The organism is Chloroflexota bacterium, assembly GCA_026389585.1.
Classification (GTDB): domain Bacteria; phylum Chloroflexota; class Dehalococcoidia; order UBA2247; family RBG-13-53-26; genus JAPLHP01.
Map to the genome: position 1 here is coordinate 15,263 of JAPLHP010000087.1, position 25,640 is coordinate 40,902.

42 protein-coding genes and 1 pseudogene are annotated in these 25,640 nt (G+C 49.6%); 34 read left to right on the forward strand and 9 right to left on the reverse strand.

Annotation, left to right across the window (positions count from 1 at the left end):
• The first annotated feature begins 1 nt into the window (after position 1).
• From rpsJ to rpsI, 34 genes and pseudogenes are all read left to right on the forward strand, one after another.
• A complete protein-coding gene (gene rpsJ / locus NTZ04_07985) occupies positions 2-310 on the forward strand; it encodes a 30S ribosomal protein S10 (GenBank protein ID MCX5992243.1) in 309 nt (102 codons plus the stop codon).
• Positions 311-436: 126 nt separating this feature from the next.
• Positions 437-1,081, forward strand: a complete 645-nt coding sequence (rplC, locus tag NTZ04_07990) for a 50S ribosomal protein L3 (GenBank protein MCX5992244.1) — start codon at positions 437-439, stop codon at positions 1,079-1,081.
• Between the two features lie 2 nt (positions 1,082-1,083).
• Positions 1,084-1,731, forward strand: coding sequence for a 50S ribosomal protein L4 (gene rplD / locus NTZ04_07995; GenBank protein ID MCX5992245.1), 648 nt, complete (start codon positions 1,084-1,086; stop codon positions 1,729-1,731).
• Positions 1,732-1,735: 4 nt separating this feature from the next.
• The gene (rplW, locus tag NTZ04_08000; protein ID MCX5992246.1) at positions 1,736-2,020 is read left to right on the forward strand and encodes a 50S ribosomal protein L23; all 285 of its coding nucleotides are present in this window, start codon (positions 1,736-1,738) and stop codon (positions 2,018-2,020) included.
• A 2-nt stretch (positions 2,021-2,022) separates the two neighbouring features.
• On the forward strand, positions 2,023-2,847 hold the full coding sequence (rplB, locus tag NTZ04_08005) for a 50S ribosomal protein L2 (GenBank protein MCX5992247.1): 825 nt from the start codon (positions 2,023-2,025) through the stop codon (positions 2,845-2,847).
• Between the two features lie 4 nt (positions 2,848-2,851).
• Positions 2,852-3,127: a 30S ribosomal protein S19 gene (rpsS, locus tag NTZ04_08010; protein ID MCX5992248.1), complete on the forward strand. Its 276-nt coding sequence runs from the start codon at positions 2,852-2,854 to the stop codon at positions 3,125-3,127.
• An 8-nt stretch (positions 3,128-3,135) separates the two neighbouring features.
• Positions 3,136-3,471 carry a 50S ribosomal protein L22 gene (gene rplV / locus NTZ04_08015; protein ID MCX5992249.1) on the forward strand — a complete coding sequence of 112 codons (336 nt, stop codon included), beginning with the start codon at positions 3,136-3,138 and terminating at the stop codon, positions 3,469-3,471.
• A pseudogene (gene rpsC / locus NTZ04_08020) lies at positions 3,472-4,107 on the forward strand (30S ribosomal protein S3).
• A gap of 94 nt (positions 4,108-4,201) precedes the next feature.
• Positions 4,202-4,615, forward strand: a complete 414-nt coding sequence (rplP, locus tag NTZ04_08025; protein MCX5992250.1) for a 50S ribosomal protein L16 — start codon at positions 4,202-4,204, stop codon at positions 4,613-4,615.
• On the forward strand, positions 4,612-4,809 hold the full coding sequence (gene rpmC / locus NTZ04_08030) for a 50S ribosomal protein L29 (GenBank protein ID MCX5992251.1): 198 nt from the start codon (positions 4,612-4,614) through the stop codon (positions 4,807-4,809). Before rplP ends, rpmC begins: the two co-directional genes overlap by 4 nt.
• Positions 4,810-4,882: 73 nt before the next feature.
• Positions 4,883-5,167, forward strand: a complete 285-nt coding sequence (gene rpsQ / locus NTZ04_08035; GenBank protein ID MCX5992252.1) for a 30S ribosomal protein S17 — start codon at positions 4,883-4,885, stop codon at positions 5,165-5,167.
• A complete protein-coding gene (gene rplN, locus NTZ04_08040) occupies positions 5,151-5,519 on the forward strand; it encodes a 50S ribosomal protein L14 (GenBank protein MCX5992253.1) in 369 nt (122 codons plus the stop codon). The genes rpsQ and rplN overlap by 17 nt, the downstream gene beginning before the upstream one ends.
• 6 nt (positions 5,520-5,525) lie before the next feature.
• Complete coding sequence (gene rplX, locus NTZ04_08045; protein ID MCX5992254.1) at positions 5,526-5,834, forward strand: 50S ribosomal protein L24; 309 nt, start codon at positions 5,526-5,528, stop codon at positions 5,832-5,834.
• A 2-nt stretch (positions 5,835-5,836) separates the two neighbouring features.
• Positions 5,837-6,394 carry a 50S ribosomal protein L5 gene (gene rplE / locus NTZ04_08050; GenBank protein ID MCX5992255.1) on the forward strand — a complete coding sequence of 186 codons (558 nt, stop codon included), beginning with the start codon at positions 5,837-5,839 and terminating at the stop codon, positions 6,392-6,394.
• A 3-nt stretch (positions 6,395-6,397) separates the two neighbouring features.
• Positions 6,398-6,583: a type Z 30S ribosomal protein S14 gene (locus NTZ04_08055; protein MCX5992256.1), complete on the forward strand. Its 186-nt coding sequence runs from the start codon at positions 6,398-6,400 to the stop codon at positions 6,581-6,583.
• Positions 6,584-6,589: 6 nt separating this feature from the next.
• Positions 6,590-6,985 carry a 30S ribosomal protein S8 gene (rpsH, locus tag NTZ04_08060; protein MCX5992257.1) on the forward strand — a complete coding sequence of 132 codons (396 nt, stop codon included), beginning with the start codon at positions 6,590-6,592 and terminating at the stop codon, positions 6,983-6,985.
• A 27-nt stretch (positions 6,986-7,012) separates the two neighbouring features.
• Positions 7,013-7,564, forward strand: coding sequence for a 50S ribosomal protein L6 (gene rplF / locus NTZ04_08065; GenBank protein ID MCX5992258.1), 552 nt, complete (start codon positions 7,013-7,015; stop codon positions 7,562-7,564).
• Positions 7,565-7,567: 3 nt separating this feature from the next.
• Entirely contained in the window at positions 7,568-7,897 is a 330-nt protein-coding gene (gene rplR / locus NTZ04_08070) for a 50S ribosomal protein L18 (protein MCX5992259.1), read from the forward strand.
• A gap of 13 nt (positions 7,898-7,910) precedes the next feature.
• Positions 7,911-8,408 (forward strand): 30S ribosomal protein S5, encoded by a 498-nt coding sequence (gene rpsE / locus NTZ04_08075; protein ID MCX5992260.1) that lies wholly within the window; start codon positions 7,911-7,913, stop codon positions 8,406-8,408.
• An 8-nt stretch (positions 8,409-8,416) separates the two neighbouring features.
• Positions 8,417-8,602 (forward strand): 50S ribosomal protein L30, encoded by a 186-nt coding sequence (gene rpmD, locus NTZ04_08080; protein ID MCX5992261.1) that lies wholly within the window; start codon positions 8,417-8,419, stop codon positions 8,600-8,602.
• A complete protein-coding gene (gene rplO, locus NTZ04_08085) occupies positions 8,602-9,066 on the forward strand; it encodes a 50S ribosomal protein L15 (GenBank protein ID MCX5992262.1) in 465 nt (154 codons plus the stop codon). Before rpmD ends, rplO begins: the two co-directional genes overlap by 1 nt.
• Positions 9,067-9,085: 19 nt before the next feature.
• Positions 9,086-10,327 carry a preprotein translocase subunit SecY gene (gene secY / locus NTZ04_08090; protein MCX5992263.1) on the forward strand — a complete coding sequence of 414 codons (1,242 nt, stop codon included), beginning with the start codon at positions 9,086-9,088 and terminating at the stop codon, positions 10,325-10,327.
• A gap of 14 nt (positions 10,328-10,341) precedes the next feature.
• Positions 10,342-10,995, forward strand: coding sequence for an adenylate kinase (locus NTZ04_08095; protein MCX5992264.1), 654 nt, complete (start codon positions 10,342-10,344; stop codon positions 10,993-10,995).
• A complete protein-coding gene (gene map / locus NTZ04_08100) occupies positions 10,979-11,728 on the forward strand; it encodes a type I methionyl aminopeptidase (protein MCX5992265.1) in 750 nt (249 codons plus the stop codon). The genes NTZ04_08095 and map overlap by 17 nt, the downstream gene beginning before the upstream one ends.
• A gap of 9 nt (positions 11,729-11,737) precedes the next feature.
• Entirely contained in the window at positions 11,738-11,956 is a 219-nt protein-coding gene (infA, locus tag NTZ04_08105; GenBank protein MCX5992266.1) for a translation initiation factor IF-1, read from the forward strand.
• Positions 11,957-11,976: 20 nt separating this feature from the next.
• A complete protein-coding gene (gene rpmJ / locus NTZ04_08110; GenBank protein MCX5992267.1) occupies positions 11,977-12,090 on the forward strand; it encodes a 50S ribosomal protein L36 in 114 nt (37 codons plus the stop codon).
• Positions 12,091-12,103: 13 nt separating this feature from the next.
• Positions 12,104-12,493 (forward strand): 30S ribosomal protein S13, encoded by a 390-nt coding sequence (rpsM, locus tag NTZ04_08115; GenBank protein ID MCX5992268.1) that lies wholly within the window; start codon positions 12,104-12,106, stop codon positions 12,491-12,493.
• 40 nt (positions 12,494-12,533) lie between these two features.
• Positions 12,534-12,905: a 30S ribosomal protein S11 gene (rpsK, locus tag NTZ04_08120; GenBank protein ID MCX5992269.1), complete on the forward strand. Its 372-nt coding sequence runs from the start codon at positions 12,534-12,536 to the stop codon at positions 12,903-12,905.
• A 6-nt stretch (positions 12,906-12,911) separates the two neighbouring features.
• A complete protein-coding gene (gene rpsD / locus NTZ04_08125) occupies positions 12,912-13,541 on the forward strand; it encodes a 30S ribosomal protein S4 (protein MCX5992270.1) in 630 nt (209 codons plus the stop codon).
• Positions 13,542-13,563: 22 nt separating this feature from the next.
• A complete protein-coding gene (locus tag NTZ04_08130) occupies positions 13,564-14,508 on the forward strand; it encodes a DNA-directed RNA polymerase subunit alpha (GenBank protein MCX5992271.1) in 945 nt (314 codons plus the stop codon).
• On the forward strand, positions 14,498-14,851 hold the full coding sequence (gene rplQ / locus NTZ04_08135; GenBank protein ID MCX5992272.1) for a 50S ribosomal protein L17: 354 nt from the start codon (positions 14,498-14,500) through the stop codon (positions 14,849-14,851). Before NTZ04_08130 ends, rplQ begins: the two co-directional genes overlap by 11 nt.
• A 53-nt stretch (positions 14,852-14,904) precedes the next feature.
• On the forward strand, positions 14,905-15,639 hold the full coding sequence (truA, locus tag NTZ04_08140) for a tRNA pseudouridine(38-40) synthase TruA (GenBank protein MCX5992273.1): 735 nt from the start codon (positions 14,905-14,907) through the stop codon (positions 15,637-15,639).
• 19 nt (positions 15,640-15,658) lie between these two features.
• Entirely contained in the window at positions 15,659-16,099 is a 441-nt protein-coding gene (gene rplM / locus NTZ04_08145) for a 50S ribosomal protein L13 (protein MCX5992274.1), read from the forward strand.
• Positions 16,092-16,487 (forward strand): 30S ribosomal protein S9, encoded by a 396-nt coding sequence (gene rpsI, locus NTZ04_08150; protein ID MCX5992275.1) that lies wholly within the window; start codon positions 16,092-16,094, stop codon positions 16,485-16,487. Before rplM ends, rpsI begins: the two co-directional genes overlap by 8 nt.
• Before the next feature lie 212 nt (positions 16,488-16,699).
• On the opposite strand, the gene NTZ04_08155 is transcribed toward rpsI, so the two are convergent.
• From NTZ04_08155 to mtnA, 9 genes are all read right to left on the reverse strand, one after another.
• Positions 16,700-17,761, reverse strand: coding sequence for a bifunctional phosphoglucose/phosphomannose isomerase (locus tag NTZ04_08155; GenBank protein MCX5992276.1), 1,062 nt, complete (start codon positions 17,759-17,761; stop codon positions 16,700-16,702).
• 3 nt (positions 17,762-17,764) lie between these two features.
• Positions 17,765-19,189 carry a phosphoglucomutase/phosphomannomutase family protein gene (locus NTZ04_08160; GenBank protein ID MCX5992277.1) on the reverse strand — a complete coding sequence of 475 codons (1,425 nt, stop codon included), beginning with the start codon at positions 19,187-19,189 and terminating at the stop codon, positions 17,765-17,767.
• A 40-nt stretch (positions 19,190-19,229) separates the two neighbouring features.
• Complete coding sequence (metK, locus tag NTZ04_08165; GenBank protein ID MCX5992278.1) at positions 19,230-20,486, reverse strand: methionine adenosyltransferase; 1,257 nt, start codon at positions 20,484-20,486, stop codon at positions 19,230-19,232.
• 38 nt (positions 20,487-20,524) lie between these two features.
• A complete protein-coding gene (gene ahcY, locus NTZ04_08170; GenBank protein ID MCX5992279.1) occupies positions 20,525-21,796 on the reverse strand; it encodes an adenosylhomocysteinase in 1,272 nt (423 codons plus the stop codon).
• A 171-nt stretch (positions 21,797-21,967) separates the two neighbouring features.
• Positions 21,968-22,498 carry an NTPase gene (locus NTZ04_08175; GenBank protein MCX5992280.1) on the reverse strand — a complete coding sequence of 177 codons (531 nt, stop codon included), beginning with the start codon at positions 22,496-22,498 and terminating at the stop codon, positions 21,968-21,970.
• Entirely contained in the window at positions 22,495-22,713 is a 219-nt protein-coding gene (locus NTZ04_08180) for a DUF6485 family protein (GenBank protein ID MCX5992281.1), read from the reverse strand. Before NTZ04_08180 ends, NTZ04_08175 begins: the two co-directional genes overlap by 4 nt.
• A gap of 66 nt (positions 22,714-22,779) precedes the next feature.
• Positions 22,780-23,808 carry a methionine synthase gene (locus NTZ04_08185; protein ID MCX5992282.1) on the reverse strand — a complete coding sequence of 343 codons (1,029 nt, stop codon included), beginning with the start codon at positions 23,806-23,808 and terminating at the stop codon, positions 22,780-22,782.
• A 10-nt stretch (positions 23,809-23,818) separates the two neighbouring features.
• The gene (gene mtnP, locus NTZ04_08190) at positions 23,819-24,682 is read right to left on the reverse strand and encodes an S-methyl-5'-thioadenosine phosphorylase (GenBank protein MCX5992283.1); all 864 of its coding nucleotides are present in this window, start codon (positions 24,680-24,682) and stop codon (positions 23,819-23,821) included.
• A gap of 39 nt (positions 24,683-24,721) precedes the next feature.
• On the reverse strand, positions 24,722-25,640 hold a 919-nt coding region (gene mtnA / locus NTZ04_08195; GenBank protein MCX5992284.1), incomplete at its 5' end, for an S-methyl-5-thioribose-1-phosphate isomerase.

Here is a 25,640-nt window from a genome sequence, read left to right on the forward strand (position 1 = left end):
CGTGCCGAAGCAGAAGATCCGAATTAAGTTGAAGTCTTTTGACCATAAGGTGCTTGATCAGTCCGCGGTTCAGATCACGGAGACAGCGGAGCAGACTGGAGCCCGAGTGGCAGGGCCAGTTCCTTTGCCAACGCACATTCAGAAATTCTGTGTTATCCGATCTCCCTTTATTGATAAAGACTCTAGAGAGCAATTTGAGATCAGGACTCACAGGCGTCTTATAGATATTATTGACCCTACCCCAAAAACGATCGAGGCTCTAACCCGGCTCAACCTTCCCGCGGGGGTAGATGTGGAGATAAAGCTGTAGGGTGGATACTGCTGGGCAAAAGAGGGACAGGGGATCTGGGTTGTCGATGACGATGAAGGAAGGTAATGGAGCCATTAAGAAAAGCGGTATGGGGCTTTATCAGGGAGTTCTTTGGGTGGGAAGATAATGGCGACAGCGATTAAGGGCATTCTAGGTCGCAAGTTGGGCATGACACAAATGTTTGATGAAGGCGGGAGCCTGGAGGCAGTTACTGCTATTGAAGCTGGTCCTTGTGTTGTTTCTCAAGTGAAAACCCAAGCTAAGGATGGCTATAGTGCAGTACAACTCGGTTTTGGTGAGGCCAAGCGCCTCAATTCTCCAATGAAGGGGCATCTTAAGGGAGCAGGTCGTCAACTGAGATATCTTAGGGAGATTACGGTTGATGAAGGCGCTGCGTTTGAGGTAGGCCAGAGTCTGAACGCTGGTATATTTGAAAAAGGCGAGAGAGTTGATATAAGAGGGATATCAAAAGGCAAAGGTTTTGCAGGCGGGGTGAAACGATATCACTTTCGAGGGGGGCCCAAAACACATGGTCAGTCAGACCGGCACCGTGCCCCTGGTTCAGTTGGTGGTACCACTTCTCCTGGCCGGGTGTACAAGGGCACGCGTATGGCCGGGCATATGGGGAGCAATAGGGTAATTATCCGCAATCTAGAGGTGGTGCAGGCTGACGCAGGACGCAATCTTATCTTGGTAAATGGTGCAGTACCTGGTGCTGTGGGTGGGCTATTGTTGATTACGAGCAGGAAGTTGGCCAAGAAGAGAAGGTAGAGATGCAGTTCCCAGTCCATAACGTTGAAGGTCGGGTTGTTGAACAGGTGCAGATTGAAGATAGCGTTTTTGCGCAACCTTTCAATGAAGGCTTGGTGCATCAGGCTATGGTGAGGCAATTGGCCAATGCTCGACAAGGAACAGCGGATACCAAGACGAGGGGTTTGGTGTCTGGGAGCACCAGAAAGCTCTATCGCCAGAAGCATACGGGTCGTGCTCGCCGAGGTAGTATACGCTCACCTCTCCTCAGGGGTGGTGGTATAGTTTTTGGCCCTCACCCTAGAAGTTATAGGCAAAGGATGCCTAAGAAGATGCGCCGTTTGGCGCTGAAATGTGTACTTTCAGCAAAGGCTTCTTCAGGTGAGATGGTAATAATAGACCGATTCCAGATGAGTCAACCCAAAGCGATGGAGATGGGTCGAATATTAAAGGCACTGGGCGTTGATTCATCGGTTCTCATTGCTACTCTTGGGCCGGAGTCGGATGTAATCTTGTCAGCACGCAATTTGGCGGGAACGAAGACGCTACCGGCCGGATTGCTTAATGTGGTAGATGTCCTTTCCTATAAATTTTTAGTAATTACCGTAGAGGGGTTGCGCCATTTGGAGAAACTGTTAATAGGTGGCAGAACGGATACCCAGGTTGGATAGGAAAATGCATCTATATCAGGTATTGCGTCGTCCTTTAATTACCGAAAAGATTACTGCTCTTCAGGAGCATAATAAGTATGCCTTTGAGGTGGCTGATGGATCCAACAAGCATCAAATCAAAGAGGCAGTGGAGAAGGCTTTTAAGGTGAATGTTGAGGATGTAAATGTAATCACTGTCCCTGGTAAGACAAGAAGGATGGGAAGACGTCAGGTGAAGGCCTCTTCATGGAAAAAGGCTTTGGTTACCATCAAGGCAGGGCAGAAGATTGAGTTTTTTGAGGGTGTTTAGAAATGGCGCTTAGGGTATATAAACCGACATCCCCGGGCAGGCGAGGTCAGATCGGGCCGACCTTTGAGGAAATTACCAAGAAGGAGCCAGAGAAATCCCTGCTCTTGCCGCTGAAAAGGAAGGCTGGCCGTAACAATCAAGGCAGGGTAACAGTTAGACATAGAGGTGGTGGTGCCAAGCGGATGCTACGGATTATCGATTTCAAGCGGGACAAGATTGGGATATCTGCTGAGGTATTAGCTATTGAATATGACCCCAACCGCTCAGCTTATATTGCATTGGTTCAGTATGCCGATGGAGAGAAGCGTTATATCCTTGCCCCACTCGGATTGATGGTGGGACACATTGTTACCTCGGGTCCTGATACTGAGGTGAAGCTAGGAAATGCTCTACCATTGGGGCAGATTCCCGTAGGTGTCATGATTCACAACATTGAATTACAGCATGGCAAGGGTGGGCAGATAGTGCGCAGTGCCGGGACCTCTGCTCAGGTTATTGGGCGTGATGATGGCTATAGCTTGGTGAAGTTGCCTTCTGGTGAAGTGCGTAAGATTCTGAGTGTTTGTATAGCTACGGTTGGACAAGTGGGCAATGTAGATCATCAGAATGTGAAGTTGGGTAAGGCTGGTCGCAAGAGATGGATGGGCAGGCGACCTGAGGTGCGAGGAGCAGTAATGAGCCCGCGTGATCACCCACATGGTGGGGGTGAGGGTAGAAATCCTAGAGGTATGAATCCGAAGACTCCTTGGGGGAAACCAGCCTTGGGCTACAAGACTCGCAGGAACAAAGTAAGCGATAGGATGATTGTCAAACGGAGAGAGAAATAGGGAAATGGGAAGATCGGTAAAAAAGGGTCCGTTTGTTGATGCCAAGCTGATGAAGAAGGTAGAAGCTGTTGATTTGGGGAAAGAGAAAGTGGTGATAAAGACGTGGGCGCGAGCCTCAACTATTGTGCCTGAAATGGTGGGGCATACTATTGCTGTCCACGATGGAAGAAGACATGTACCTATCTTCATAACCGAGAATATGGTGGGGCACAGGCTGGGCGAGTTTGCCCCTACTCGGACCTTCAGGGGGCATGTGGGTAGGTCGGAGAAAGTGGTTTAGAGGTCACGATGGAAGTCAAGGCAGTAGCTAAACATGTTGGCATATCGCCTCAGAAACTAGCCTTGTTGGCGGCAACAGTGCGTGGAAAGAAGGTGGATGAGGCCTTAGCTGTACTTAAGTTGTCTCCAACTCCGTCAGCTAGGGCGATAGCCAAGGTAATCAAATCGGCTTCTGCTAATGCTGAGAATAACTTTCAAATGACACCATCTGAGCTTAAGGTCGTGAGGCTCTTTGTTGATCAAGGGGCAACCCTAAAAAGAATTCGTGCCCAGGCTCGAGGGCGGGTAAGCCCTATACTCAGACACTCGAGTCATATTACGGCTATTGTAGATACGGAGGAGTAGTTGGGACATAAGGTTCATCCTACTGGGTTCAGGCTTGGTATTACCACTGATTGGCGTTCAAGGTGGTATTCTGAGAAGCACTATACTGAATTTGTGCGAGAAGACTTTCGTATCCGTAAGCTAGTTATGGCAAAGACAGATGAGGCGGGTGTCTCTAGGGTAGAAATTGAGCGTTGGGCGAATGAAGTAGTGGTGACTGTTCATGCTGCCAAACCAGGCATTGTTATTGGGCGTGGAGGGCAAAGGGTAAATGAGTTAAGGGGTTCGCTGGAAGCCCTTTGTGGTAGAAAGATTCGTCTGAACATACATGAAGTTAGAGAGCCGGAACTGGATGCTTACCTTGTAGCCAAGAGTGTGGCGACCCAAATGGAGCGTCAGATATCGTACCGCAGGGCCATAAAAAGGGCGATTTCTCGTACGATGCAGGCCGGTGCTAAAGGGGTGAAGGTAATTTGCTCTGGGAGACTTGGTGGTGCGGAGATCGCTCGTAGAATGACATTTCGTGAAGGGCGAGTGCCTCTACATACATTGCGTGCTGACATCGATTACGGTTTGGTCGAGGCGCGTACATTATTAGGACGTGTTGGAGTAAAGGTTTGGATATACAAGGGCGATGTCCTTCCAAAGGTGGAGGAACCAGAGATGCCACCTCCTCAGCCCTCTGGTACGTTGGCCCCTGCGAAGCAACGAGAAAAGCCGGTTGTGGATCAACCAATTGAGGTAGGAAAAGATGTTACAGCCGAGTAGGGTAAAGCACCGGATGGTGCACAGGGGTAGGATCAGGGGGATAGCCCATGCAGGGAATAGCCTGGTTTTTGGGGATTTTGGACTTCAGGCCTTGGAAGGTACTTGGCTTACCGCCAGGCAGATCGAGGCGGCACGTCGGGCTATTGTCCACCATCTTCGCCGTGGAGTCATTTTATGGGTTCGCGTTTTCCCCGACAAGCCGTTGACCAAGAAACCAGCAGAGGTGCGTATGGGCAGTGGTAAAGGCAGCTTGGATCACTGGGTGGCAGTGGTCAAGCCGGGCAGGATCATCTTTGAAATCGGTGGAGTGAAGGAGGAGGCAGCAAAGGAAGCAATGCGTCTTGCCTCTCATAAGCTCCCCATTGAGACTAAGTTTGTGACTAAGGGGGCGGAGTGAAGGTGGAGGAGATTCGCGCTCTGAGTGATGGTGATCTCTCAGGGCAGTTAGAGGAGGCTCAACGGGAGCTTTTTAATTTGCGCTTTCGCTTGGCTACGAAACAGCTTGTGAACCATCGTGAGGTTCGTAAGGCCAAAAAGAATATTGCCAGAATCAAAACTGTATTGCGGGAAAGAGAGTTGGTTCAGTCCTAGACGTTAATGGGGAGTTGCCTTGGTGTCGTGTGAATATACGGCTTGTAGTCAAATAAGTGAGCGGGGCTAGTTAATGGAGAAAAGACGGAAAACTCTTGTGGGGTATGTGTTGGTCAATAGAATGGATAAGACAGTTGTGGTAGCTGTGGAGTTGAGGAGAGCCGATCCCTCATATAAGAAGATTGTCAGACGCAGGATTAGAATGAAAGCTCATGATGAGAGCAATGCTTGCCAGATCGGGGATGTGGTGAGGATTATGGAGAGCCGCCCTCTTTCCAAGACCAAGCATTGGCGTGTAGTAGAGATAGTATCCAAGAATGAGGCGGTTGAGGTTAAGCCTGATGATTCAGCCATATAGTAGACTTAGAGTGGCCGATAATACTGGAGCAAAAACTATTATGTGCATTCATGTGTCTGGAGGCACAAGACGGAGGTATGCTACCCTTGGTGATGTCATTGTTGCAGCCGTAAAACAGGCGATGCCTAGGGGGTTGGTGAAACAGGGTGACGTGGTAAAGGCGGTCATTGTGCGAACTACAAGACCTTATCGCCGCCGCGATGGCTCATATATTAGATTTGATGACAATGCGGCTGTTATTCTGGCTGAACAAAACAATCCGAAGGGCAGCCGTGTCTTTGGACCTGTAGCTAGAGAGCTAAGGGAGAAGAATTTTACTAAGATTATCTCCTTGGCGCCTGAGGTATTGTAGGGATAAATGAAGATTCGCAAGAACGATAGCGTCATTGTTATCAGTGGTAAGGATAAGGGGAAGAAGGGTAAGGTGCGGTTTGCCTATCCGGGCGAGGATCGCTTGGTAGTGGAAGGTATTAACATGATTAAGAAACATGCGAAAGCCCGGGCTGCTACAAGGCAGGCTGGTATCATTGAGAGAGAAGCTACTCTTCATGTGTCCAAGGTAATGTTAGTCTGTAACAAGTGTAACCGCCCGACGCGGGTGGGTTCTCGCTTTCTGGAGGGCAAGAGAGTTCGTGCTTGCTCTTCTTGCCATGAGGTGATTGATTAGCTGTGGAAAATAATGCTCAACCGAGACTAAAAGAAAAATATAGCCGTGAAGTTGTACCTGTTCTTATGAAGGATTTCAACTATAGTAGTGTCATGCGTGTACCACGGATAGAGAAGGTTGTGATTAATATTGGTCTGGGAGAGGCAACTCAAAACCCGAAGGCTCTGGAAGGTGCAGAGAGAGATCTGGCCATTATTTCGGGGCAACATCCGATTATTACACGAGCCAGGAAGTCTATCGCTAGTTTTAAGCTGCGAGCTGGCATGCCTATAGGTATGAAAGTGACGCTACGCGGAAGACGGATGTATGAATTCTTGGACAGGTTACTCAATGCTGTTCTTCCTCGCATTAGGGATTTTCGAGGGGTTTCAAGGAATTCCTTTGATGGAAAGGGCAATTACAGTCTAGGGATGAAAGATCAGTTGGTTTTTCCTGAGATTGACTATGACAAAGTCGATAAGGCTAGGGGGTTCGAAATCACTATTGTGACTACTGCTCGTTCTGATGAGGAAGGTAGGCGTCTCTTGGAGCTTCTGGGGATGCCATTCATGAGAGGTTAGTAAGTGGCGAAATTATCTAAGATTCTAAAATCGCAGCGTGATCCTAAGTACAAGGTGCAGGGGCATAATCGATGTAGGTTGTGTGGCAGGCCACGTGCCTATATGCGTAAGTTTGGGATGTGTCGTATTTGCTTCCGTGAATTGGCTCTCAAAGGGGAGCTCGCGGGAGTCAAGAAATCAAGTTGGTGAGATAGAATGACTACTGATCCAATCGCAGATATGCTGACACGGATAAGGAATGCCAATATGGTGAGGCATGAGTTTGTCTTGATGCCCTGGTCCAAGGTGAAGGTGGCGATTGCCAAGATCCTTAAAGAAGAGGGATTTGTTCATGATTACGAAGTGCTCAAGGGCAGACCGACGCGTACAATAAAGATTCGCCTCAGGTATGGTGATAAGAATCAGCCAATGATTATGGGACTGAAAAGGGTGAGCAAGCCTGGACTTAGAGTCTATGTAGGATCTTCAGGGATACCTCGCGTCTACGGAGGTCTGGGTATTGCTATGCTTTCTACGCCAAAAGGTGTAATGACTGGACGGCAGGCATGGAAACAGCATCTTGGTGGTGAATTGCTGTGCTATGTATGGTGATCATGAGTAGATTGGCTTGGTGTAAGAATGTCCAGAATAGGTAAGCTTCCTATACGTCTACCTCCTAGTGTAACAGCGGATATCAAAGGGAGTGATGTGACTATCAAGGGACCAAAGGGGGAATTGCATCGATCATTTGTCCCATCAATGTCCATTGTTCTGAAGGATGGTATTTTGGTTGTTTCCCCGCCTGGTGATAGTGAGGTTCATGGCGCGCTCCATGGGTTAACTCGTGCCCTGCTGGCTAATATGGTTGAGGGAGTAAGCAAGGGCTTCGAGAGACTTCTGGAGGTTGTTGGCGTTGGCTATCGAGCTCAGAAGGCTGGTGATAAGCTGGTTCTCCAGGTGGGATTTACTCATCCAGTGGAAATATTGCCTCCTCCAGGTATATCTGTGGTGGTGGAGGGTACAAATCGAATCAAGGTGGTTGGGGTAGATAAAGAATCAGTGGGTGAAGTGGCTGCTGGGATTCGTGCTATTCGCCCTTGCGATTCCTATAAGGGTAAGGGCATCAGGTATGTGGGAGAGAGGACTCGCCTTAAGCCTGGGAAAGCCGGCAGAGCAGCAGCGAAGAAGTAGAGGATGAAGAAAAGAAGTACAAGGCTGAATAGCAGGCACATTCATCAAGCAAGACCTAGATTGTGCGTTTTCCGGAGCTCAAATCATATTTATGCTCAAGTTATAGATGATAAACAATCTTGCACATTAGCTAGTGCTTCCAGTTGTGAGCCGGAGCTGAAGACTGAGGGTAAAAAGAAGACGGAAAGTGCTGCATTAGTGGGGGCCCTTGTGGGAAAACGAGCTGTAGAAAAGGGTGTGACTCAGGTCGTATTTGATCGATGTGGATACAAGTATCATGGCCGTGTCAAAGCCTTGGCTGAGGCAGCTAGATCGTCGGGATTGAAATTCTGAATCTAAGGAAAATATGATAAAAGAACAGGTAGAAGTCAGAGAAGAATTAAGCGAGAGGGTGGTCTCCGTAAACCGCGTTGCCAAGGTGGTTAAGGGAGGGAAGCATCTGAGGTTTAGGGCTCTGGTAGCGGCTGGTGATGGCAATGGGCGGGTAGGTATTGGCTTAGGCAAAGCGAATGAGGTCGCCCAGGCGATTCAGAAGGCTGGCACTGTTGCTAGGAAGAATATGGTTACCATTCCACTGGCAGGGACAACGATTCCGCATGAGATCAGGGTTAAGTATGGAGCTGCCGATGTCCTACTCAAACCAGCGAGACCAGGGGCAGGTGTTATTGCGGGCGGCAGCATGCGTGCAGTGATCGAGGTGGCTGGAGTGAAGGACATCTTGGCAAAGTCTTTAGGTAGCTCCAACTCAATCAATGTAGTGAAGGCAACAATGATTGCCCTGAGTCGATTGAGGGAGCCCGGGAAAGTGTTGGCAGAGCGGAAGGCATCGAGTGCGAAAGGGTAAAGATGACGGTGGGTAAACTACATATTACCTGGTTCAAGAGTGATATTGGCTACCCCAGGGATCAAAGGGCGACTCTCAAAGCCCTGGGGTTCCATCGTTTGCATCAGAGTGTAAAACACGATGATTCTCCCTCGATGCGTGGTATGGTTACCAAAGTAAAACATCTGGTTAAAGTGGAAGAGGTGGAGGAGTAGTGGTTAGGCAGAATGAGCTAGCACCTTCACCTGGTTCAAGACGTAAGAGAAAGCGTGTTGGCCGCGGATTGGGCAGTGGCCACGGTAGATATTCAGGGAAAGGCGCAAAGGGACAGAAAGCGCGCAGTGGGCCTGGTATCCACCCATACTTTGAAGGTGGGCAACTCCCTTTAGTGAAGCGTTTACCTGGTAAGCGTGGTTTCACCAATATATTTAAGACTGAATACTCTGTTGTTAATGTAGGCAAGCTCAACATTTTTGAGCCTGAGAGTGTGGTAGGGCGTCTTGAATTGGTAAGAGCTAGACTGATCAAATCGGCCAACAGACCACTAAAGATCTTGGGTGGTGGTGATCTGGATCGTGCTCTTGTGGTAAGGGCTGATAGGGTCTCGACTGCTGCAAAAGAGAAGATTGAGGCAGCAGGTGGGAGAGTGGAGGCAGGAAGTGCAACAGAGGCAGGCTAGACCGCGTCTCATCCAGGCAATGATAGACGCTTTCAGCTTGCCTGACCTGAGGCGTAGGCTTCTCTTTACCTTGGGTGTTCTGATAGTCTTCCGTTTCTTGGCCCATATTCCGGTTCCTGGGGTTGACCAGGCAGCTCTGGATAAGGCTTTCGAGAGTAACCAGCTTCTAGGGATGCTTGACCTATTCAGCGGCGGGGCAATGCGCAACTTCAGCATTGTTGCCATGGGAGTCTATCCCTACATCACCGCAACTATTGTTATGCAGCTTTTGCAGCCAGTTATCCCGCAGTTACGGAATCTTGCCATGGAGGGGGAATCGGGAAGAAATAAGATAAACACGTATACCCATTGGTTGGCAGTGCCTCTGGCCGGTCTGCAGGGCTACAGTCAGTTTGTGCTGTTAAGCCGAAATGGCAGTATTGCTCAGACAAGTACCCTGAGTATAGCTGCGATAATCCTGTCTATGATGGCGGGCACTATGTTCTTGGTATGGTTAGGTGAGCTCATTACCGAACGGGGCATAGGGAATGGCGTTTCCATAATAATCTTTGCTGGTATTGTGGCTGGTTTGCCAAACATGTTTGCTCAAGGTGGGTTGGTGTGGCGTGATAATATACCAGGAATCATCGCCTTTTTTGTCCTGTGGCTGGCTGCCGTGGTAATGATTGTCATGTTCACCGAAGCAGCTCGCCGTATACCCGTGCATTACTCCCGGAGTGTCTTTCGGGGTAGAAGGATGTATCGACAGTCTGGTTCTACCCACATCCCCTTGCGGGTGAACTCGGCAGGGATGATACCTCTCATTTTTGCCATGTCTTTGGTGATTTTGCCTGCAACCGTAGCCTCCTATTTTCACGGTGGTGCAGCCACATTCCTTCAGAACTGGGCTAGCCATTGGAGTTACTGGTTAGTTTATGGCTTGCTTGTCATTGCCTTCTCCTTCTTCTATACTATGGTCGTATTTGAACAGATGAACCTGGCCGAAACCTTACAGAAACAGGGTGGTTTTGTACCCGGGATTCGACCTGGCCAGGCTACTTCAACCTATTTGAGCCAGGTGATGAACCGCCTTACATGGGCGGGGGCACTCTTTCTGGCTCTGGTGGCAGTGTTGCCATTTATTGCCGGAAAGGCGACTGGTATTCAGGTGGTGGCACTTTCCAGCACTGGCTTGCTGATTATGGTTGGAGTGGCTCTGGACACGATGAAGCAACTAGAGGCGCAACTCCTGATGCGCCGCTACGAAGGTTTTCTAAAGTGATTCAAGGGGGAAAGATGCGACTTATTCTCTTAGGCGCTCCAGGTTCAGGCAAGGGGACTCAGGCAGAGAAACTTTGCCAATTTACCGGGATAGCGCATGTATCTTCAGGTGATCTCTTCCGCCAGGCTGAAAAGGAAGGTACGGAACTTGGGAAATTGGCCAAATCATATATGGAGAAAGGCTTGCTTGTTCCTGATGAGGTGGTCATAAAGATGGTATTGGAGCGCATCTCTGGAAACAAGAAGGGTTTCATCCTGGATGGTTTCCCTAGAACAATTGAGCAGGCAGAGGCGTTAGACAAGGCATTGGGAAAGGATGGCGTAGACAAGGCAATCTACATTGAGGTTTCCCGAGATGAGCTTCTCAGGCGTCTCAGCGGACGGTGGCTTTGCCGCAAGTGCCAGAAGCCATACCACCTGGTATCTTCGCCACCGAAGGTGGTCGGCAAGTGTGATGTCTGTGGTGGTGAGCTTTATCAGCGCCCTGATGACACCAGGGAAACGGCGGAGAAAAGGTTGGAGGTGTACGTTAAGCAGACTGCACCCCTTGTTGGTTACTACCGCAACAAGAAGAAGTTACTGCAAGTAGAGGGGGAGAGGCCCATAGAAGAAGTGAGCAAGGATTTGTTGACCGAGCTCGGCTGGAGAGGGGATGGGCATAATCGTTAAGTCTTCTGATGAAATTTCCATTATGAGAGAAGCTGGGGAAATTGTGGCTAAAGTACTACAAAAACTGGCTAGTGAGGTTAGACCGGGAGTGAGAACCAGGGAGTTGGATCATACTTGTGCTAAAGAGTTAGCCAGGTACGAAGCCCGGTCTTCTTTCAAGGGATATCGGGGTTTCCCTGCTCATATATGTACGTCAGTCAATAATGAGGTGGTTCATGGCATCCCTGGAGATCGAATACTCTGTGAAGGAGACATAATATCTCTGGATGCTGGCGTGATCTTCAAGGGTTTCCAGGGAGATGCTGCCATTACCGTTGGCGTAGGCGAGATTAGTGAAGAGGCTAGGAGGCTTTTGGATGTCACTCAGAGTGCTCTCCTGGCTGGCATTGCTGCAGCCAGGAACAAGGCACGCTTGGGAGATGTATCTACAGCCATTCAGCATTATGTAGAAACTAGAGGATTTTCAGTGGTAAGAGAATATACTGGACACGGTATTGGTCGAGCAATGCATGAGGAACCTCAAATACCCAACTTTGGGGAGGCAGGTCAAGGCCCCTTGCTTCGAGAAGGGATGACATTAGCTATTGAACCAATGGTCAATGCTGGTGGATGGGGTACTCGGGTCAGTGATGACCAGTGGACAGTTGTTACTGCTGATGGCAGGCTTTCAGCGCACTTTGAGCATACTATTGCTATTACTAACGGCGCTCCGGAGATTCTCACCGCGGTTTAGATAGGAATCATGCCTAAGAAGGAAAGGATAGAGGTTGAAGGCAAGGTTATGGAGGTTTTGCCCAATGCTATGTTTCGTGTTGAGCTAGCCGGGGGACACAGAGTACTGGCTCACATCTCTGGTAAGATGAGGAAACACTTTATCAAGATTCTGCCAGGTGATACTGTGCGGGTAGAGCTTTCACCCTATGATTTGACTCGGGGCAGGGTTATCTACCGTTTTAAGTAAGTTGTCTTGGAGATAGTTACATGAAAGTCAGTGCTTCAGTTAAGTGTCGCTGCAGTAAATGTAAAGTGGTAAAACGTAAGGGTGCGGTAAGAATTATTTGCTCCAACCCCAAGCATAAACAGAGGCAAGGATAGAGCGGAGGTTTGAGTGGCACGTATAGCAGGTGTTGATATCCCCAATGACAAGAGAATAGAGATTGGGCTGTGCTACATCTACGGAATTGGCAAAGCTTTGAGCAAGAAGATTCTTGCTCAAACTGGTGTTAGTCCTGATAGGAAGGCAAAAGATTTGGCTGAAGAAGAAATTGCCCGCCTTCGTGATAATATTGAGAAGAAACAAAAGGTGGAGGGGGAATTAAAGAAAGAGGTAAGTCTTAATATTGGCCGACTCACAGAGATTGGTTGCTATCGGGGTCTCAGACACCGTCGTAGGCTACCTGTTCGGGGACAGCGTACCAAGACCAATGCGCGAACTAAGCGTGGACCTCGCCAGACTGTAGCTGGCAGAGGCAGACGCCGTGGCACTGCGAAGAAATAGGACTTGAAACACGAGATCGTGGAACGAAGAGGAGTTGTTTATGGCTAAGAAGAAGGAAAAGAAGTCTATCCCTCAAGGGAGAGCTTATATTCATTCGACGTTCAATAATGTTATTGTCACGCTTACTGACCCCGCAGGGAATGTCATTTCGTGGGGAAGCGCAGGTACTGCTGGTTTTAAAGGGTCCCGCAAAGGCACTCCTTTTGCTGCACAGTTGGCGGCTGAAGGGGCGGCAAAGCGGGCTAAGGAGCATGGATTGCGTCAGGTCGAGGTTTATGTGAGAGGGCCAGGTGGTGGCCGTGAGGCTGCTATTCGTTCCCTTCAGATTGCTGGACTTAATGTCACTGGGATTAGGGATGTGACCCCTATTCCACATAATGGTTGTCGACCCCCGAAAAGAAGGAGGGTTTAGAGGATAATGGCGCGGTATACCGGGTCTTCCTGTCGGCTATGTCGTCGAGTAGGTGAGAAACTGATGCTGAAAGGCGAGCGATGTGGTACTCCTAAGTGCTCTATAGAGAGAAATCCAGGTACCCCTGGACAACATACCGGGGGTCGCCCCCGCAAACTGTCGGAGTATGGAGTTAGACTCAAGGAGAAACAAAAAGCCAGATATACTTATGGAGTGCTCGAACGGCAGTTTCGTCGGATGTTTGCTGATGCCGAAAGAGCCCCAGGAATGACTGGTGAGACCTTAGTACAATTGCTGGAAAGGCGCTTGGATAATACGGTCTACCGTTTGGGCCTGGGCGAATCTCGAAATCAGGCTCGGCAGTTGGTGCAGCATGGTCACATAAAGGTTAATGGACGTAAAGTGGATATCCCGTCATTCGTGGTAAAACCGGGTGATGTTATCACTTGGAGAGAGAAGACTATTAATAAAGATCCCTACAACAGGGCTATGCAGGGAATCGATTCCAAAGTTATTCCGAGTTGGCTAAGTGTAGATAAGAAAGACCTTTCTTGTCGAGTATTGAGTCTTCCCTCCAATGATGAAATTGCTGCCAAATTTGATCTGAAGATGATTGTCGAGCATTACTCTCGATAGCTTTGGAAGGAGGCCTGTAGCTTTGTCTCACCTTGTGACTCCTAAAGTAGAGTGCGTGGAAAGTAAGGGTAATTATGGGCGTTTTGCCGCGGAGCCATTGGAAAGGGGCTTTGGCACTACTTTGGGCAATACTTTGCGGCGGGTTTTGCTCGGTTCTCTCTTGGGTGCAGCAGTAACTTGGGTAAAAATAGAGGGAATAGAGCATGAATTCTCCACTATTCCTCATGTAAAAGAGGATGTTACCGAATTCCTGCTGAACGTCAAGACTCTACGTCTGCGTTCTATGACCAAGCAAGATGGGAAGCTGTTGCTTGAAGTGAATGGTGAAAGGACTATTCATGCTGCAGACATCAGACCATCCGCGGATTTTGAGGTTACAAACCCAGAGCTTTACCTAGCCACTTTAGATTCGGCTGAGGCTAGTCTTTCTGTTGAATTCAATGTGAAGCAGGGAAAGGGTTATGTGTCAGCGACTACTCATGGGACTGGTCTGCCTATAGGTACGATCCCTGTGGATGCTATCTTTACTCCAGTCCAAAAAGTCAATTATCTTGTTGAGCCAGTTCGTACCGGCGAAAATACTGGATACGAGAAACTCATCATTGATGTGTGGACTGATGGCACTATTACAGCGGTAGAGGCTCTCAGTCAGAGTGCCCAGATACTGAGGGAGCAACTATCTCCCTTCACTCCTCTCGTCCTGGCTTCCACTGGGGCGATGGAGCAGGCTGCGGTTGGCGTGTCATCTGAGGAATATGAGCTACCATTGGAGCGACTTGGGCTGTCACCTCGTGTCTTCAATTGTTTGAGAAGAAACAAGATTAGCAAATTAGGAGAATTGTTGGAGAAGAGTGAGCGGGATCTTCTCCAACTAAAGAAGTTTGGGCGAAAGTCTCTGGATGAATTGAAACAGGATCTTGAGGGAAGGGGCTTGGCTCTGAGATTGGAAGAGGAAGATGAGGCATAGAGTAGCTGGGCGAAGGTTTTCCAGGCGCAGCGGCCCTAGAATGGCGTTGTTCCATAACTTGATCTCTGAGCTATTGCGGCATGAGAGGATCGTTACTACTGAGGCAAAGGCGAAAGAAGTTCGAGGTATGGCGGATAAGGTTATTAGCCTGGGTAAAGCAGGGAGCCTTCATGCTCGGCGACAGGCGTTGACTGTGGTGAGCGATAGGAAAGTGGTGGATAAGGTTTTTGATGAGCTTGCTTCGAGATACGCTAGTCGTAGTGGCGGGTACACTCGTGTCCTCAAGTTGGGACCCCGCCCAGGTGATTGCGCACCCATGGCAATACTTGAACTAGTGAAGTAGGATCGATTGGGGAGTCGTATATTCAGGGTCCAGAAACTGCAACAAGAATTGTATTGATTATGGAATACGAAGGCACCAGATACCATGGTTCCCAGTATCAGGTTAACGCCCTCACTATTCAAGGAGAGGCGGAAGATGCGTTGCGTAGAATCACTGGTGAGGAAATTCGCATTTCTTTTGCCAGTCGCACCGATGCCGGCGTTCATGCCAGAGGACAGGTGGCAAGCTTTAAGACCAGGTCGAACTTCCCTCATAAGACTTGGGTCGAAGCGCTAAATTTTCATCTCCCTAAGGATATTTCTATTAGAGCTGCTTATGAGGCAGGTGTTGATTTTGATGTTCGGCGCGATGCAATATGCCGCAATTATCGCTATTCTATTCTGAATAGATCTACTCCATCTCCATTTTGGCGAGGTTTCAGTTACCTTATTGCTCGACCACTGGACATTGAGGCTATGAATGATGCCTGTCAGGCACTCATTGGAGAGCATGATTTTGCCCCCTTTGCTCAGGTGACGGATGGCCGTCAAACCCATCGCCGCGTGTCCAAGGCTGAGGTGAGTAAGAAGGAAGACCTGGTGATGTTTGACATCGAAGCAAACTCCTTCTTGCCGCATCAGGTGCGCAATACAGTGGGAGGGCTAGCCAATGTGGGTTTGGGGAGGATGACAGTTAACTCATTTAGGGAGATGGCTTGCTCCAAGCAGGCAGGGGTCATAGGCCCCACCGCGCCAGCCCGGGGTTTGTGTCTGCTGGAAGTCAAGTATGATAACTTTCCCCCCTGTTGAGGAGAGATGATGACTTATGATGATGACTTATAGTGTAAAGAGTTCTGATGTCAAGCGTCGGTGGTGGGTTGTTGATGCCTCGGGAAGAACCTTGGGCAGACTGGCTACCGAGGTTGCTCGTTTGCTTCAGGGAAAAGAAAAACCCATGTATTCCCGCTACCTTGATAATGGGGATTTTGTGGTAGTCATAAATGCAGCTAAAGTTCGTGTAACGGGCAAGAAGGCTGAGAAGAAGGTCTATTATTGGCATACTCACTATCCTGGAGGACTGCGTAGCTCTACGTTTGCCAAGATGATAGATGCGCATCCTACCCGTCCTGTTGAGCATGCAGTAAGGGGGATGCTTCCCCATAACAGCTATGGTCGTGCTATGGCAAGAAGGCTCAAAGTCTATGCTGGAGATACTCACCCACACCAGGCTCAAGTGAAAGCTCAGAGGGAGGAGGGGCAAAGTGGCTGACCCAGCTTATTTCTACGGAACAGGCAAAAGAAAGACCGCTATCGCTCGGGTAAAGTTGGTAGCTGGAAATGGCAATATCGTCATCAACAGTAGGCCTTTGCAGGAACTGTTCCCAGATACTGCTCTTCAGACTGTGATGCAACAACCCTTTAAGGCTACAGGCACTGTGGGTAAGTTCAATGTGATAGCAAAGGTCGAGGGAGGGGGAATTTCAGGACAGGCTGCAGCCATTCGCCATGGTATTGCCCGTGCTCTATTAAAATCTGATGAGGCACTGAGGACGGTGTTGCGCCAGCATGGATTGCTTACTAGGGATGCAAGGATAAAGGAGCGCAAGAAGTACGGACTGAAGCGTGCCCGTAAGGCTCCTCAGTATACCAAGAGATAGGCTCTCCCTTGAATGATGTTTCTCTTGGGTAGCTTATAGGCCATCTAAAGATTCTCTTTAGTACAGTAGATAATACCTCCCTATAGCCAAAGAATAAGCTATAGGGAGGTATTATGTTTTCCCGCTATCTTGATCTTGCGTAGCGGGTTTTGCGGGTGGGGAAACTGTGTGGCTGGCCCTATTTAAGTCTGCGAAGGCGTTGGGTAACCCTCTCAAAAGTCGGCAAGGCGGGATTTCAGGTAGTCTATGGAGACTACCTGTGTAGGGTCAACACCATTCAACATGGCCAGGTAGAAGCTAACATAATCTCCATAAAGAACCAGACTCATCATTTGAGCCAGGCGGCTTTTCCCTGTTGCTTCCAACACCTTGTATCTGACTGATGCCTTGTTGAGGATTTCAGTGGTGAGTTGGTAACGAATTGAGACACGCGGATGAAGCAATGATGAGTGTAGTAGTACTACCAGAATTCTATCTCTCAATTCGGGAGGTAATTGATATCCTACTACAGCATTATGATTTAGCTCTGGGAAGATCTCGTGAAAGGCCCAGGTTTTGCTATTCTCGTTAAGCTGACTCTTCCAACGCTGAGCGACTTCTGCGAGTAGCTCAGCCCCGTAGATCACTGCCAATCGACCATAGAGGTCTTTCGCCAGTTGTTTGGCCTCATTGGAGACGGAGGGCACCTTCTCGGCAATTCTTGTAGAGAGCTCTTCCAAGACCTGCAGTGCTTCCTCAAAATCGTTTGACTTATCTTTGATTAAACCGAGAGTGTGAAAGATGCCCAGCAGGGAAACGAAACTATTAGGAAAAGCGGCTCGGGGAGGGGCTTTGTAGTCGATAAATAAGATAGGTATCCCACTCCTTTCGGCTAACACTCCCAGCTTCCCACCAGTGGTGATCACAACTTTCTTAGACGGAGTTTGCAGGGATTCGGCAAAGGAAGAAAGGGTTTCCTCAGTATTCCCCGAGTAGCTTGAGAAAATGAGGAGAGTGTTCCTATTCACAAATGGGGGTAAACCATAATCCCGGTGTACCCAAACTGGCAGATGATTTTCCAGGATAGCGAGACGGCGTATCAACTCGCCGCCTATGGCCGAGCCACCCATGCCTGAGATAATGACTCTATCAACCTTGTTGTAGTCTTGAGGTAGTTTTAGTTTTAGTGAGTTGTACCATGCTCGCTGACATTGTTCGGGAAATTCATGAAGGTGTTGAAGCATACCTGAGGGGTCGAGTTGTTTGTAGATATGGGGGCTATCCAGTTCACTCATGTCCTATACCCCCAACATATTCCTTCCTTCAGTGACCAATTGCTTTGCTCTTTCCAGGCTGCCGGCCTCGGCATAGATGCGGAGAATAGGCTCTGTTCCAGAGAGGCGGATCAGTAGCCAGGAGCCGTCTGCCAGCGAGAAGTGGAACCCATCAATAGTATTGACTTTAACTACTTCGCTGTGGGCAATCTGTGATGGTATCTTGCTTTTGAGGCTGTCGATGATTCTCTCACGCTCGGCAGGGGGAAACTCCAGGTCGGTACGCTGATAGTGATGCGGTCCGACTTTGCTGTACAGATACTCTATGAGTTGTGATGGCGTCTTCTTAAGCTTACTCATCAGGTCGAGAAAGTAGAGGCCAGCAAGGATGCCATCGCGCTCAGGTAAGTGGCCTCTGAAACCAAAGCCGCTGCTTTCTTCACCTCCAATAAGGGCATTGACGCTGATCATCTTTGGGGCTACATATTTGAAGCCTACCCGCGTTTCGTAAACTGGCACGTTATAAATCTTGCCCAATTTATACAGCATGCTGCTAGTGGTCAGTGTCTTGATGATGGGGCCGCGCTCACCACGTACCTCCAATAGGTAGAGAGCAAGAAGGGCAAATATTTGTAAAGGGGTGAGCGGGTTTCCTTTCTCGTCCACAACACCGATGCGGTCAGCATCACCATCTGTGGCCAATCCCACATCTGCTGCACTCTCCCTCACTAGAGTGGAGAGTTTTGTTAGATGTCTGGCAATGGGTTCGGGTTGAATGCCGGGGAAGATAGGGTTCCGTTCCCCGTTAATCTCGGTTAGTACGGTTTTGTCACCCTGAAGAAATTTTCTGAAGCAGCCGGTTCCTGCTCCAAACATGGAGTCTACCACTATCTTCAGGCCAGCTTGGCGTAGATTTTGCAGATCAATAAGCTGAGCCACGTGGTCATAATAGGCTGGCGCTAGATCAGAATACTCGATGAGCCCCTTTGCAATTCCATCGTCTAAGGCTAAGCGTTTGACCTTGTCTTGGGCGATGATTTGTGGCAGACGGGATTCTATGTTAGCTTCGACGTCAGTTGGTGCGCTAGCTCCGTCCTCGGACTTTATTTTAAAACCGTTCCACTGGGCTGGATTATGACTGGCGGTGATGATTATTGCGCCGGCGGCTTTATGGTCTCGAATGCCGTGGCTTACTATCGGCGTGGGAGTAGCTTGGGGACAAAGGTATACCTTGATATTGTTAGCAGCCACCACCTCAGCGGCTGCTGCAGCGAAGTTTTCAGAAGCAAAGCGGGTATCATAGCCTATGACCAAGCCTCTGGAGGCCAGCCCTTCATCCTGGAGGTATTCAGCTAGACTCTGGGCACAGCGTCTAACGTTATCAAAAGTGAAGTCTTCGGCGATGATACCGCGCCAACCATCGGTGCCGAACTTGATTACAGGTCTCATATAGTATTCAGAGCTTACCGAACACCATCGGGCTTGCTTGTCAGGCTAGCTCCTTTGGTTGTTTCTGGAGTGGGCTGGTTGCGTTGGCTAGTTCAGCATCGGCCTGAAGCAGTGCTACCTTGTCTGTTTTCTCCCAGGGGAGATCGAGGTCATCGCGACCAAAGTGCCCATAGGCGGCTGTTTGCTTGTATATTGGGCGGCGTAGCCTTAGTGATTCGATAATGCCGCCGGGGCGAAAATCAAAGTGCTTCCTTATCAGGCTGATGATAATTTCCTCATCTATCTTGGCGGTACCGAAGGTTTCGATGGATATGGATATTGGGTGGGCTATTCCGATGGCATAGGAAATTTGAAGTTCGAGGCGGTCAGCAAGCCCGGCGGCAACAACGTTCTTTGCTGCATAGCGGGCGGCATAAGCTGCCGAACGGTCTACTTTAGTGGGGTCTTTCCCTGAGAAAGAGCCACCACCATGCCTGGCAATACCTCCGTAGGTATCAACCAATATCTTACGTCCCGTGAGGCCGGTGTCTCCCATCGGGCCTCCAATCACAAATCGCCCAGTGGCATTGATGTAGTATTTGGTCTTCTTATCCAGAAGGTGGTGAGGTATTACCTTTCTTATTACCGCCTCTTGAATGTCTCGATGGATGACATCGTTGCTAACTGTCTCGCTGTGCTGAGCAGCGATAATCACAGCTTCTACTCGTTTAGGAACACCGTGGCTGTACTCGATGGTTACTTGGGACTTTCCGTCAGGGCGTAGATAGGAGAGTGTCCCATCCTTTCTTACTTCAGCCAAGCGTTTGCAGAGTTTATGAGCCAGCGAGATAGGCAGTGGCATGAGCTCAGGGGTTTCGTTGCAGGCGAAGCCTATCATCATCCCTTGGTCGCCCGCACCCAGTGTTTCTTTCTCGTTTATATTGTTTGCCTTCTCTCGTGCTTCTATCGAGTGGTTCACTCCCATCGCGATGTCTGAAGATTGCTCCTTGACGGAGGTGATGACGCCACAGGTTTCGCCATCGAACCCATATTTGGCGCGGGTGTAGCCTATTTCCAAAACAGTATCCCTGGCGATCCGGGGTATCTCAACATAGCAGTTAGTCGTGATCTCCCCTGTTACAATAATCAGTCCGGTGGTAGTCATAACCTCACAGGCCACTCGGGCCATAGGGTCTTTAGCCAGAATAGCATCCAGAACGGCATCAGATATCAGGTCGCAAATCTTGTCCGGGTGTCCTTCCGTAACCGACTCGGATGTGAGCAGGTATGAAGGGGACTTCGTGAAGTTCAACGTCATTATTCTTTTTCTCCTTTAATTGAACAGGCGGATGGAATTCAAGTTCCCATTTCCCAACTCTCTAGGTATTGTCTCTGTTCGAGTGTTAGTTTGTCAATTGCGGTTCCCATTGAGCGGAGTTTTAGTCTACCTACCTCTTGGTCTATCTCCTTGGGCACGGGGTAAACCCCGGGGGAGTTTTGCTTCTTGAGGTTGAACATATACTCGGCGCAGAATGCCTGATTTGCGAAGCTCATGTCCATTACACTGGCCGGATGTCCCTCGGCCGCGGCGAGATTAATTAACCTGCCTTCGGCCAAAAGAAAAAGGTGTCTTCCGTCTTGTAAGGTGTACTCCTCAACAAAGGGGCGTAATACTCTTTTCTTGGTTGATAGGCTTTCTAGCGCAGGAATATTGATCTCCACATTGAAATGGCCGCTATTTGCCAGGATGGCGCCGTCTTTCATAGCCAGGAGGTGAGGTTTATCTATAGCTTTCAGCCCACCGGTAATGGTGATGAAAATATCGCCGATTTTAGCTGCCTTGAGAAGCGGCATCACCTGGTATCCATCCATAACGGCTTCAAGGGCAGGGATAGAGTTGACCTCAGTCACTATCACCTGTGCCCCCAAGCCCCGGGCGCGCATGGCTATTCCCCGTCCGCACCATCCATATCCACAGACCACCACATTCTTCCCGGCCCAAAGAATATTGGTGGCTCTGGTGATGCCGTCAATGGTGCTCTGGCCGGTGCCGTAGCGATTATCAAAGAAGTGCTTGGTCTCCGCATCATTTACAGCAATAATCGGATACTTTAGCTTTCCATGTTCTGCCATGCTGCGCAGCCTAACGAGGCCAGTAGTGGTCTCCTCCATACCTCCGATGATATTCACAGCCATGGTGCTTTTGCCTTTGTGTAAGGCAGTCACTAAATCAGCACCATCGTCGATGGTGATGTGAGGTTTTTGGGCTAGAGCGGCGTTAATGTGTCTGTAGTAAGTTTTGCTGTCCTCCCCTTTTATGGCGTAGACCGGTATTCCATACTCAAGCATAGCAGCAGCTACATCATCTTGAGTGCTCAGGGGATTGGAGGCACAAAATGCCAGGTCAGCGCCACCAGCCTTAAGGGTCAGAGCCAGGTTGGCGGTCTCGGTGGTGATGTGCAAGCAGCCAGAGATTCTGGCTCCTTTAAGGGGTTTCTCCCTGGCGAATCTCTCCCTTATCAACTGCAGCACTGGCATCTCTCGTGCTGCCCATTCAATGCGCAGCTTGCCTTGTGGGGCGAGGGAATGGTCTCTTACATCGCCCTGGCTGACTGCTTTTCGGTTCATGTAATTCTCCTTTCTCTGTTGTACCAATTTTGAATTTATCTCTTTTCTATAGTTGTGAGGGGGCAATCTTCGGGGTGAGTCTTTTTTTGGTATCAACAATCATGGTGGATTATATCAAGATTGGGGTATAAATGCTTCGATGCTTCAAATCTTGTCATATGCAAGTACGGACTATGAGTCAATCAAGCCCTCCCGTAGCCACTCTAGTAATTCTTCCGTGATTTGCGGGCGGTTTGCTCTTGATACCTGAAGTATCTTAACCCTGGAATCCTGCTTGATCTGGTCGGCCCAGGGGTGAGATTGAAGCATAATGGTGCCCAGCAGTCTCTTCCCGCTATCCAGAGCTTCCAGTATTGCCTCTCGGAAGGCAGGAGAGAATAGCTCCATCTTCCCGATCTCATCGACGACTATTATCTCGCAGTTATCAATTGCCTGTCGCAGAGCACGAACGCCAACCTTATTGAGGTTACTGGTGTCAACCCCGTACTTGCCCACTCGTTGTGGGCTACGAATGTTAACATGAGCGAGAACTGCGCTTGATCCATCTAAGGTGACTATTTCAAAACCCTGCCGTATCCCCTGATGGCGTATTTCCTGAGTGTAAAAACCTCCGGCTCTTTCCTTCACCATGGCGATTGCCTGCCTGATGATGGTGGTTTTGCCTGTGCCAGGAGCGCCACTGAGAAAGAGGGCCTGCCTCACGAGGTTGATTCTTTCTTCGACTTCTTGGTGAAGGCTCTTATGAATCGGGCGATAGAGCGGTCATAGGTTCTCTCGAGTTCAGGTGGGGAAAGACATCCCGGCAATTCATCAAGAGCACGGTGGTAGGATATACACTCACAGCATTTGCCTTTTCTGGTACAAGGATAGTAAGTGCAGGTACATGCTGCTTTGTTTACGTCAATGCTGCAATCCATATTGATAGTTTCCTTCGTAAAACCGGATCAGGTTTATGGGAGATACCTGGTTCTTCGATTGCCCCGCTATATTATATAGCGTTGCCGCACTTTGTTGGAGAGCTGCACCAGGTATTCCAAGGCCTGCTCGGCTGCTTCCGGTAGGAGGGATGCCAGACCACATGATGGGGTGATCAGGCCCTGTTCCACCAGTTGTCTGAACTGGATGTCTTTTGTGGCAAGGGGTGACATTGCCTCTTCCAGACGGTCCTTGATGCTGGCTATGCTCTCCTTAGCCAAGGTTTCTTCATCGTTGGGGACAATGCCCCAGGAGATACTGCCTCCCCGTCTTAGGAAAGAGTGTACTTCAGCGGGGTATGTGCTGAGGGCATTGGGGTAGTTGTAAGCATCAAAGCTCAGGACATTGATAGGAAGACTAAGCACCAGAGGCCAGTCTGTGTTACCGCAACAGTGTATCCCCTTGAGGCCGCTGATACCAGCCAGTGTTTCCTCCAGCAGGCTGAGCACTTTCTCTGATGGCAGAGAAACAAAGGCAGAGCCAAGAGAGGTCAGATAGGGTTCGTCAACAAAAACAATGGTGTTGGGCGAAATCTGGCGCAGGGCTCTTTCCTGCCAGGAGGCTTTGAGCCGCAAGTGTCTGGCTATAGCCTCTGCCAGGGTCTCGTCATAGATGACAGGGCGTGTCCCGTCGGTAACGGAGAGTCCCTGGCTTATAGGGCCGGTCACCTGGCCCTTAATGGCAAGGGGAGTCCCTGTGCCTGAAGCGAGGAAGGCGTGAAGGCCTGCCGCGTAATCAGAGCTGATGGCATAGTGTGTTATGTCATTGTTGAGATAAGCTGTGTATAGTTGTCCCAAGCCCAGGTCCAGATCCTGGGATTGGTCGATATAGATACGTGTATCGCCTACGGTTATTCCTGGAAAACCTTCACTGAACTGGGCATACATGTTTTCTTTGGGGGAGCGCTTGGGCAGTTGTGGCCAAGCGGGAATAGCAGTGAGGTACCGGTGGATCAGGCGACATGCCTTCTGCGGATCAGTATGGGGCATACTGCCGATAACGGTGGGTAAACAACCGAACTCAAGCTTTGCTGACATCAGATCTCTGCTACTTTACATATTTCCCTATGAGCAGGGCCAGTTCCTTCTTCATGTGAACCGGAATATGCTCGGGTGCGGTGATTATAGCATCCTTCAGGGCGTTAGCGCATTGACATTCTCGCTTGTCAGGAACGCGGCTGATAGCCATTTCCAGAATATTCTTGGCCATTTCTACGCTTCGTTGTAAATTGGCTACCACCATCTCTACGGTTACAGACTCTTCGCTTTGATGCCAGTTGTCGTAATCGGTGACGAAGGCAAGGGTGGCGTAACAGATTTCAGCTTCTCGGGCCAGTTTAGCCTCAGGAAGGGTGGTCATGCCGACAATGCTAGCTCCCCACGAACGGTAGAGGAATGATTCTGCCCTGGTGGAGAAGAGAGGGCCTTCGATGACGATGCAGGTGCCTCCTTTGTGAACTTTGGCCCCTGTTTTTTGAGCTGTTTCGTAGAGAACATGGCTTAGGTGTGGGCAGAATGGATCGGCGAAGCCAACGTGAGCCACCAACCCCTGCCCAAAGAAGGTATTCACCCTGCTCTTGGTGCGGTCAACGAGCTGGTCGGGAATAACCAGGTCCAGCGGATGAATATTCTCTTTCAGGCTTCCTACTGCGCTGATGGAGATTATCTGCTCGACGCCCAGAGATTTCAGGGCATATATATTGGCTCTTACCGGGAGATCAGTTGGGCTGATGCGATGTCCCTTGCCGTGCCTGGGAAGAAAGGCGATCCTCACTTCGTGCAAAGTACCTATGGTAATGATATCGCTTGGTTCACCAAAGGGGGTTTTCACTCTGGTTTCTTCGATATTGCTCATCCCTTCCATCTGGTAGAGCCCGCTGCCTCCGATGACGCCAATCTTAGCTTTGGCCACAGGTTCCTCCTTCTACGTCCAAAGTTGGTCCGGAAATATCTAGTTGCCGAAGAGTTTCGATAGACTGACTTGGTAAGGCTTCTTCACAATGCCCTTTTCGGTGATTATTGCCGAAACATAGCGGTGTGGTGTTACATCAAAGGCCGGATTGGCCACCTGCACTCCATCCGGGGCCACCAACACGCCCTGGATATGGGTAATCTCCTCTGGCCCTCGATTCTCGATAGGGATTTCTGCACCAGAGCGTAACCGTATGTCGATGGTTGTGGTGGGAGCAGCAACATAGAAGGGGATGGTATTCTCCTTGGCTAGAACTGCCAGAGTATAGGTACCTATTTTATTGGCTACATCCCCATTAGCGGCAATCCTGTCAGCGCCTACTATGACGCAGCTTACGTCTCCTCTGCTCATGAAATGGCCTGCCATAGAGTCGGTGATGAGGGTAACCGAGATATCCTCATGCATTAGCTCCCAGACAGTGAGGCGTGCCCCCTGAAGAAGGGGGCGGGTCTCAGTAGCGATAACATTGATTCTTTTCCCTTGTGCTTTTGCCGCCTTGATTACGCCGAGTGCTGTGCCATATCCTGCTGTAGCCAGTGCACCTGCATTACAGTGCGTTAGGATAGTGAATCCATCGCCTATGATTTCGGCGCCGAACCGAGAGATTTGCCTTGTGGCTTGTTTTTCACCGGTGTGAATTTTTTTTGCCTCAGCAATGAGGGCTGCCTTCATGCTGGTAATGTCCTTCTGTACCTGAGCTGCCGCCGTCATTCGCTCGATGGCGCGGAAAAGATTGACTGCGGTCGGTCTGGTGGAGGCTAATACTTCAGTGATGTGCCTTAATTCGGCGAGAAATCTATTCTTGCTGTTGGCCTCGATGGCCTGAGCTCCCAAGGCGATCCCGTAGGCAGCGGTGACGCCGATCATGGGGGCCCCGCGAACCTTCATACCTTTGATT

Excerpts from the sequence above, each read along its gene's own strand:
- rplC (MCX5992244.1), top strand. The coding sequence starts at position 437 with ATGGCGACAGCGATTAAGGGCATTCTAGGTCGCAAGTTGGGCATGACA.
- rplD (MCX5992245.1), top strand. The coding sequence starts at position 1,084 with ATGCAGTTCCCAGTCCATAACGTTGAAGGTCGGGTTGTTGAACAGGTG.
- rplW (MCX5992246.1), top strand. The coding sequence starts at position 1,736 with ATGCATCTATATCAGGTATTGCGTCGTCCTTTAATTACCGAAAAGATT.
- rplB (MCX5992247.1), top strand. The coding sequence starts at position 2,023 with ATGGCGCTTAGGGTATATAAACCGACATCCCCGGGCAGGCGAGGTCAG.
- rpsS (MCX5992248.1), top strand. The coding sequence starts at position 2,852 with ATGGGAAGATCGGTAAAAAAGGGTCCGTTTGTTGATGCCAAGCTGATG.
- rplV (MCX5992249.1), top strand. The coding sequence starts at position 3,136 with ATGGAAGTCAAGGCAGTAGCTAAACATGTTGGCATATCGCCTCAGAAA.
- rplP (MCX5992250.1), top strand. The coding sequence starts at position 4,202 with ATGTTACAGCCGAGTAGGGTAAAGCACCGGATGGTGCACAGGGGTAGG.
- rpsQ (MCX5992252.1), top strand. The coding sequence starts at position 4,883 with ATGGAGAAAAGACGGAAAACTCTTGTGGGGTATGTGTTGGTCAATAGA.
- rplN (MCX5992253.1), top strand. The coding sequence starts at position 5,151 with ATGATTCAGCCATATAGTAGACTTAGAGTGGCCGATAATACTGGAGCA.
- rplX (MCX5992254.1), top strand. The coding sequence starts at position 5,526 with ATGAAGATTCGCAAGAACGATAGCGTCATTGTTATCAGTGGTAAGGAT.
- rpsH (MCX5992257.1), top strand. The coding sequence starts at position 6,590 with ATGACTACTGATCCAATCGCAGATATGCTGACACGGATAAGGAATGCC.
- rplF (MCX5992258.1), top strand. The coding sequence starts at position 7,013 with ATGTCCAGAATAGGTAAGCTTCCTATACGTCTACCTCCTAGTGTAACA.
- rplR (MCX5992259.1), top strand. The coding sequence starts at position 7,568 with ATGAAGAAAAGAAGTACAAGGCTGAATAGCAGGCACATTCATCAAGCA.
- rpsE (MCX5992260.1), top strand. The coding sequence starts at position 7,911 with ATGATAAAAGAACAGGTAGAAGTCAGAGAAGAATTAAGCGAGAGGGTG.
- secY (MCX5992263.1), top strand. The coding sequence starts at position 9,086 with ATGATAGACGCTTTCAGCTTGCCTGACCTGAGGCGTAGGCTTCTCTTT.
- NTZ04_08095 (MCX5992264.1), top strand. The coding sequence starts at position 10,342 with ATGCGACTTATTCTCTTAGGCGCTCCAGGTTCAGGCAAGGGGACTCAG.
- map (MCX5992265.1), top strand. The coding sequence starts at position 10,979 with ATGGGCATAATCGTTAAGTCTTCTGATGAAATTTCCATTATGAGAGAA.
- infA (MCX5992266.1), top strand. The coding sequence starts at position 11,738 with ATGCCTAAGAAGGAAAGGATAGAGGTTGAAGGCAAGGTTATGGAGGTT.
- rpmJ (MCX5992267.1), top strand. The coding sequence starts at position 11,977 with ATGAAAGTCAGTGCTTCAGTTAAGTGTCGCTGCAGTAAATGTAAAGTG.
- rpsK (MCX5992269.1), top strand. The coding sequence starts at position 12,534 with ATGGCTAAGAAGAAGGAAAAGAAGTCTATCCCTCAAGGGAGAGCTTAT.
- rpsD (MCX5992270.1), top strand. The coding sequence starts at position 12,912 with ATGGCGCGGTATACCGGGTCTTCCTGTCGGCTATGTCGTCGAGTAGGT.
- rplQ (MCX5992272.1), top strand. The coding sequence starts at position 14,498 with ATGAGGCATAGAGTAGCTGGGCGAAGGTTTTCCAGGCGCAGCGGCCCT.
- rplM (MCX5992274.1), top strand. The coding sequence starts at position 15,659 with ATGATGACTTATAGTGTAAAGAGTTCTGATGTCAAGCGTCGGTGGTGG.
- NTZ04_08155 (MCX5992276.1), bottom strand. The coding sequence starts at position 17,761 with ATGAGTGAACTGGATAGCCCCCATATCTACAAACAACTCGACCCCTCA.
- NTZ04_08160 (MCX5992277.1), bottom strand. The coding sequence starts at position 19,189 with ATGAGACCTGTAATCAAGTTCGGCACCGATGGTTGGCGCGGTATCATC.
- metK (MCX5992278.1), bottom strand. The coding sequence starts at position 20,486 with ATGACGTTGAACTTCACGAAGTCCCCTTCATACCTGCTCACATCCGAG.
- ahcY (MCX5992279.1), bottom strand. The coding sequence starts at position 21,796 with ATGAACCGAAAAGCAGTCAGCCAGGGCGATGTAAGAGACCATTCCCTC.
- NTZ04_08180 (MCX5992281.1), bottom strand. The coding sequence starts at position 22,713 with ATGGATTGCAGCATTGACGTAAACAAAGCAGCATGTACCTGCACTTAC.
- NTZ04_08185 (MCX5992282.1), bottom strand. The coding sequence starts at position 23,808 with ATGTCAGCAAAGCTTGAGTTCGGTTGTTTACCCACCGTTATCGGCAGT.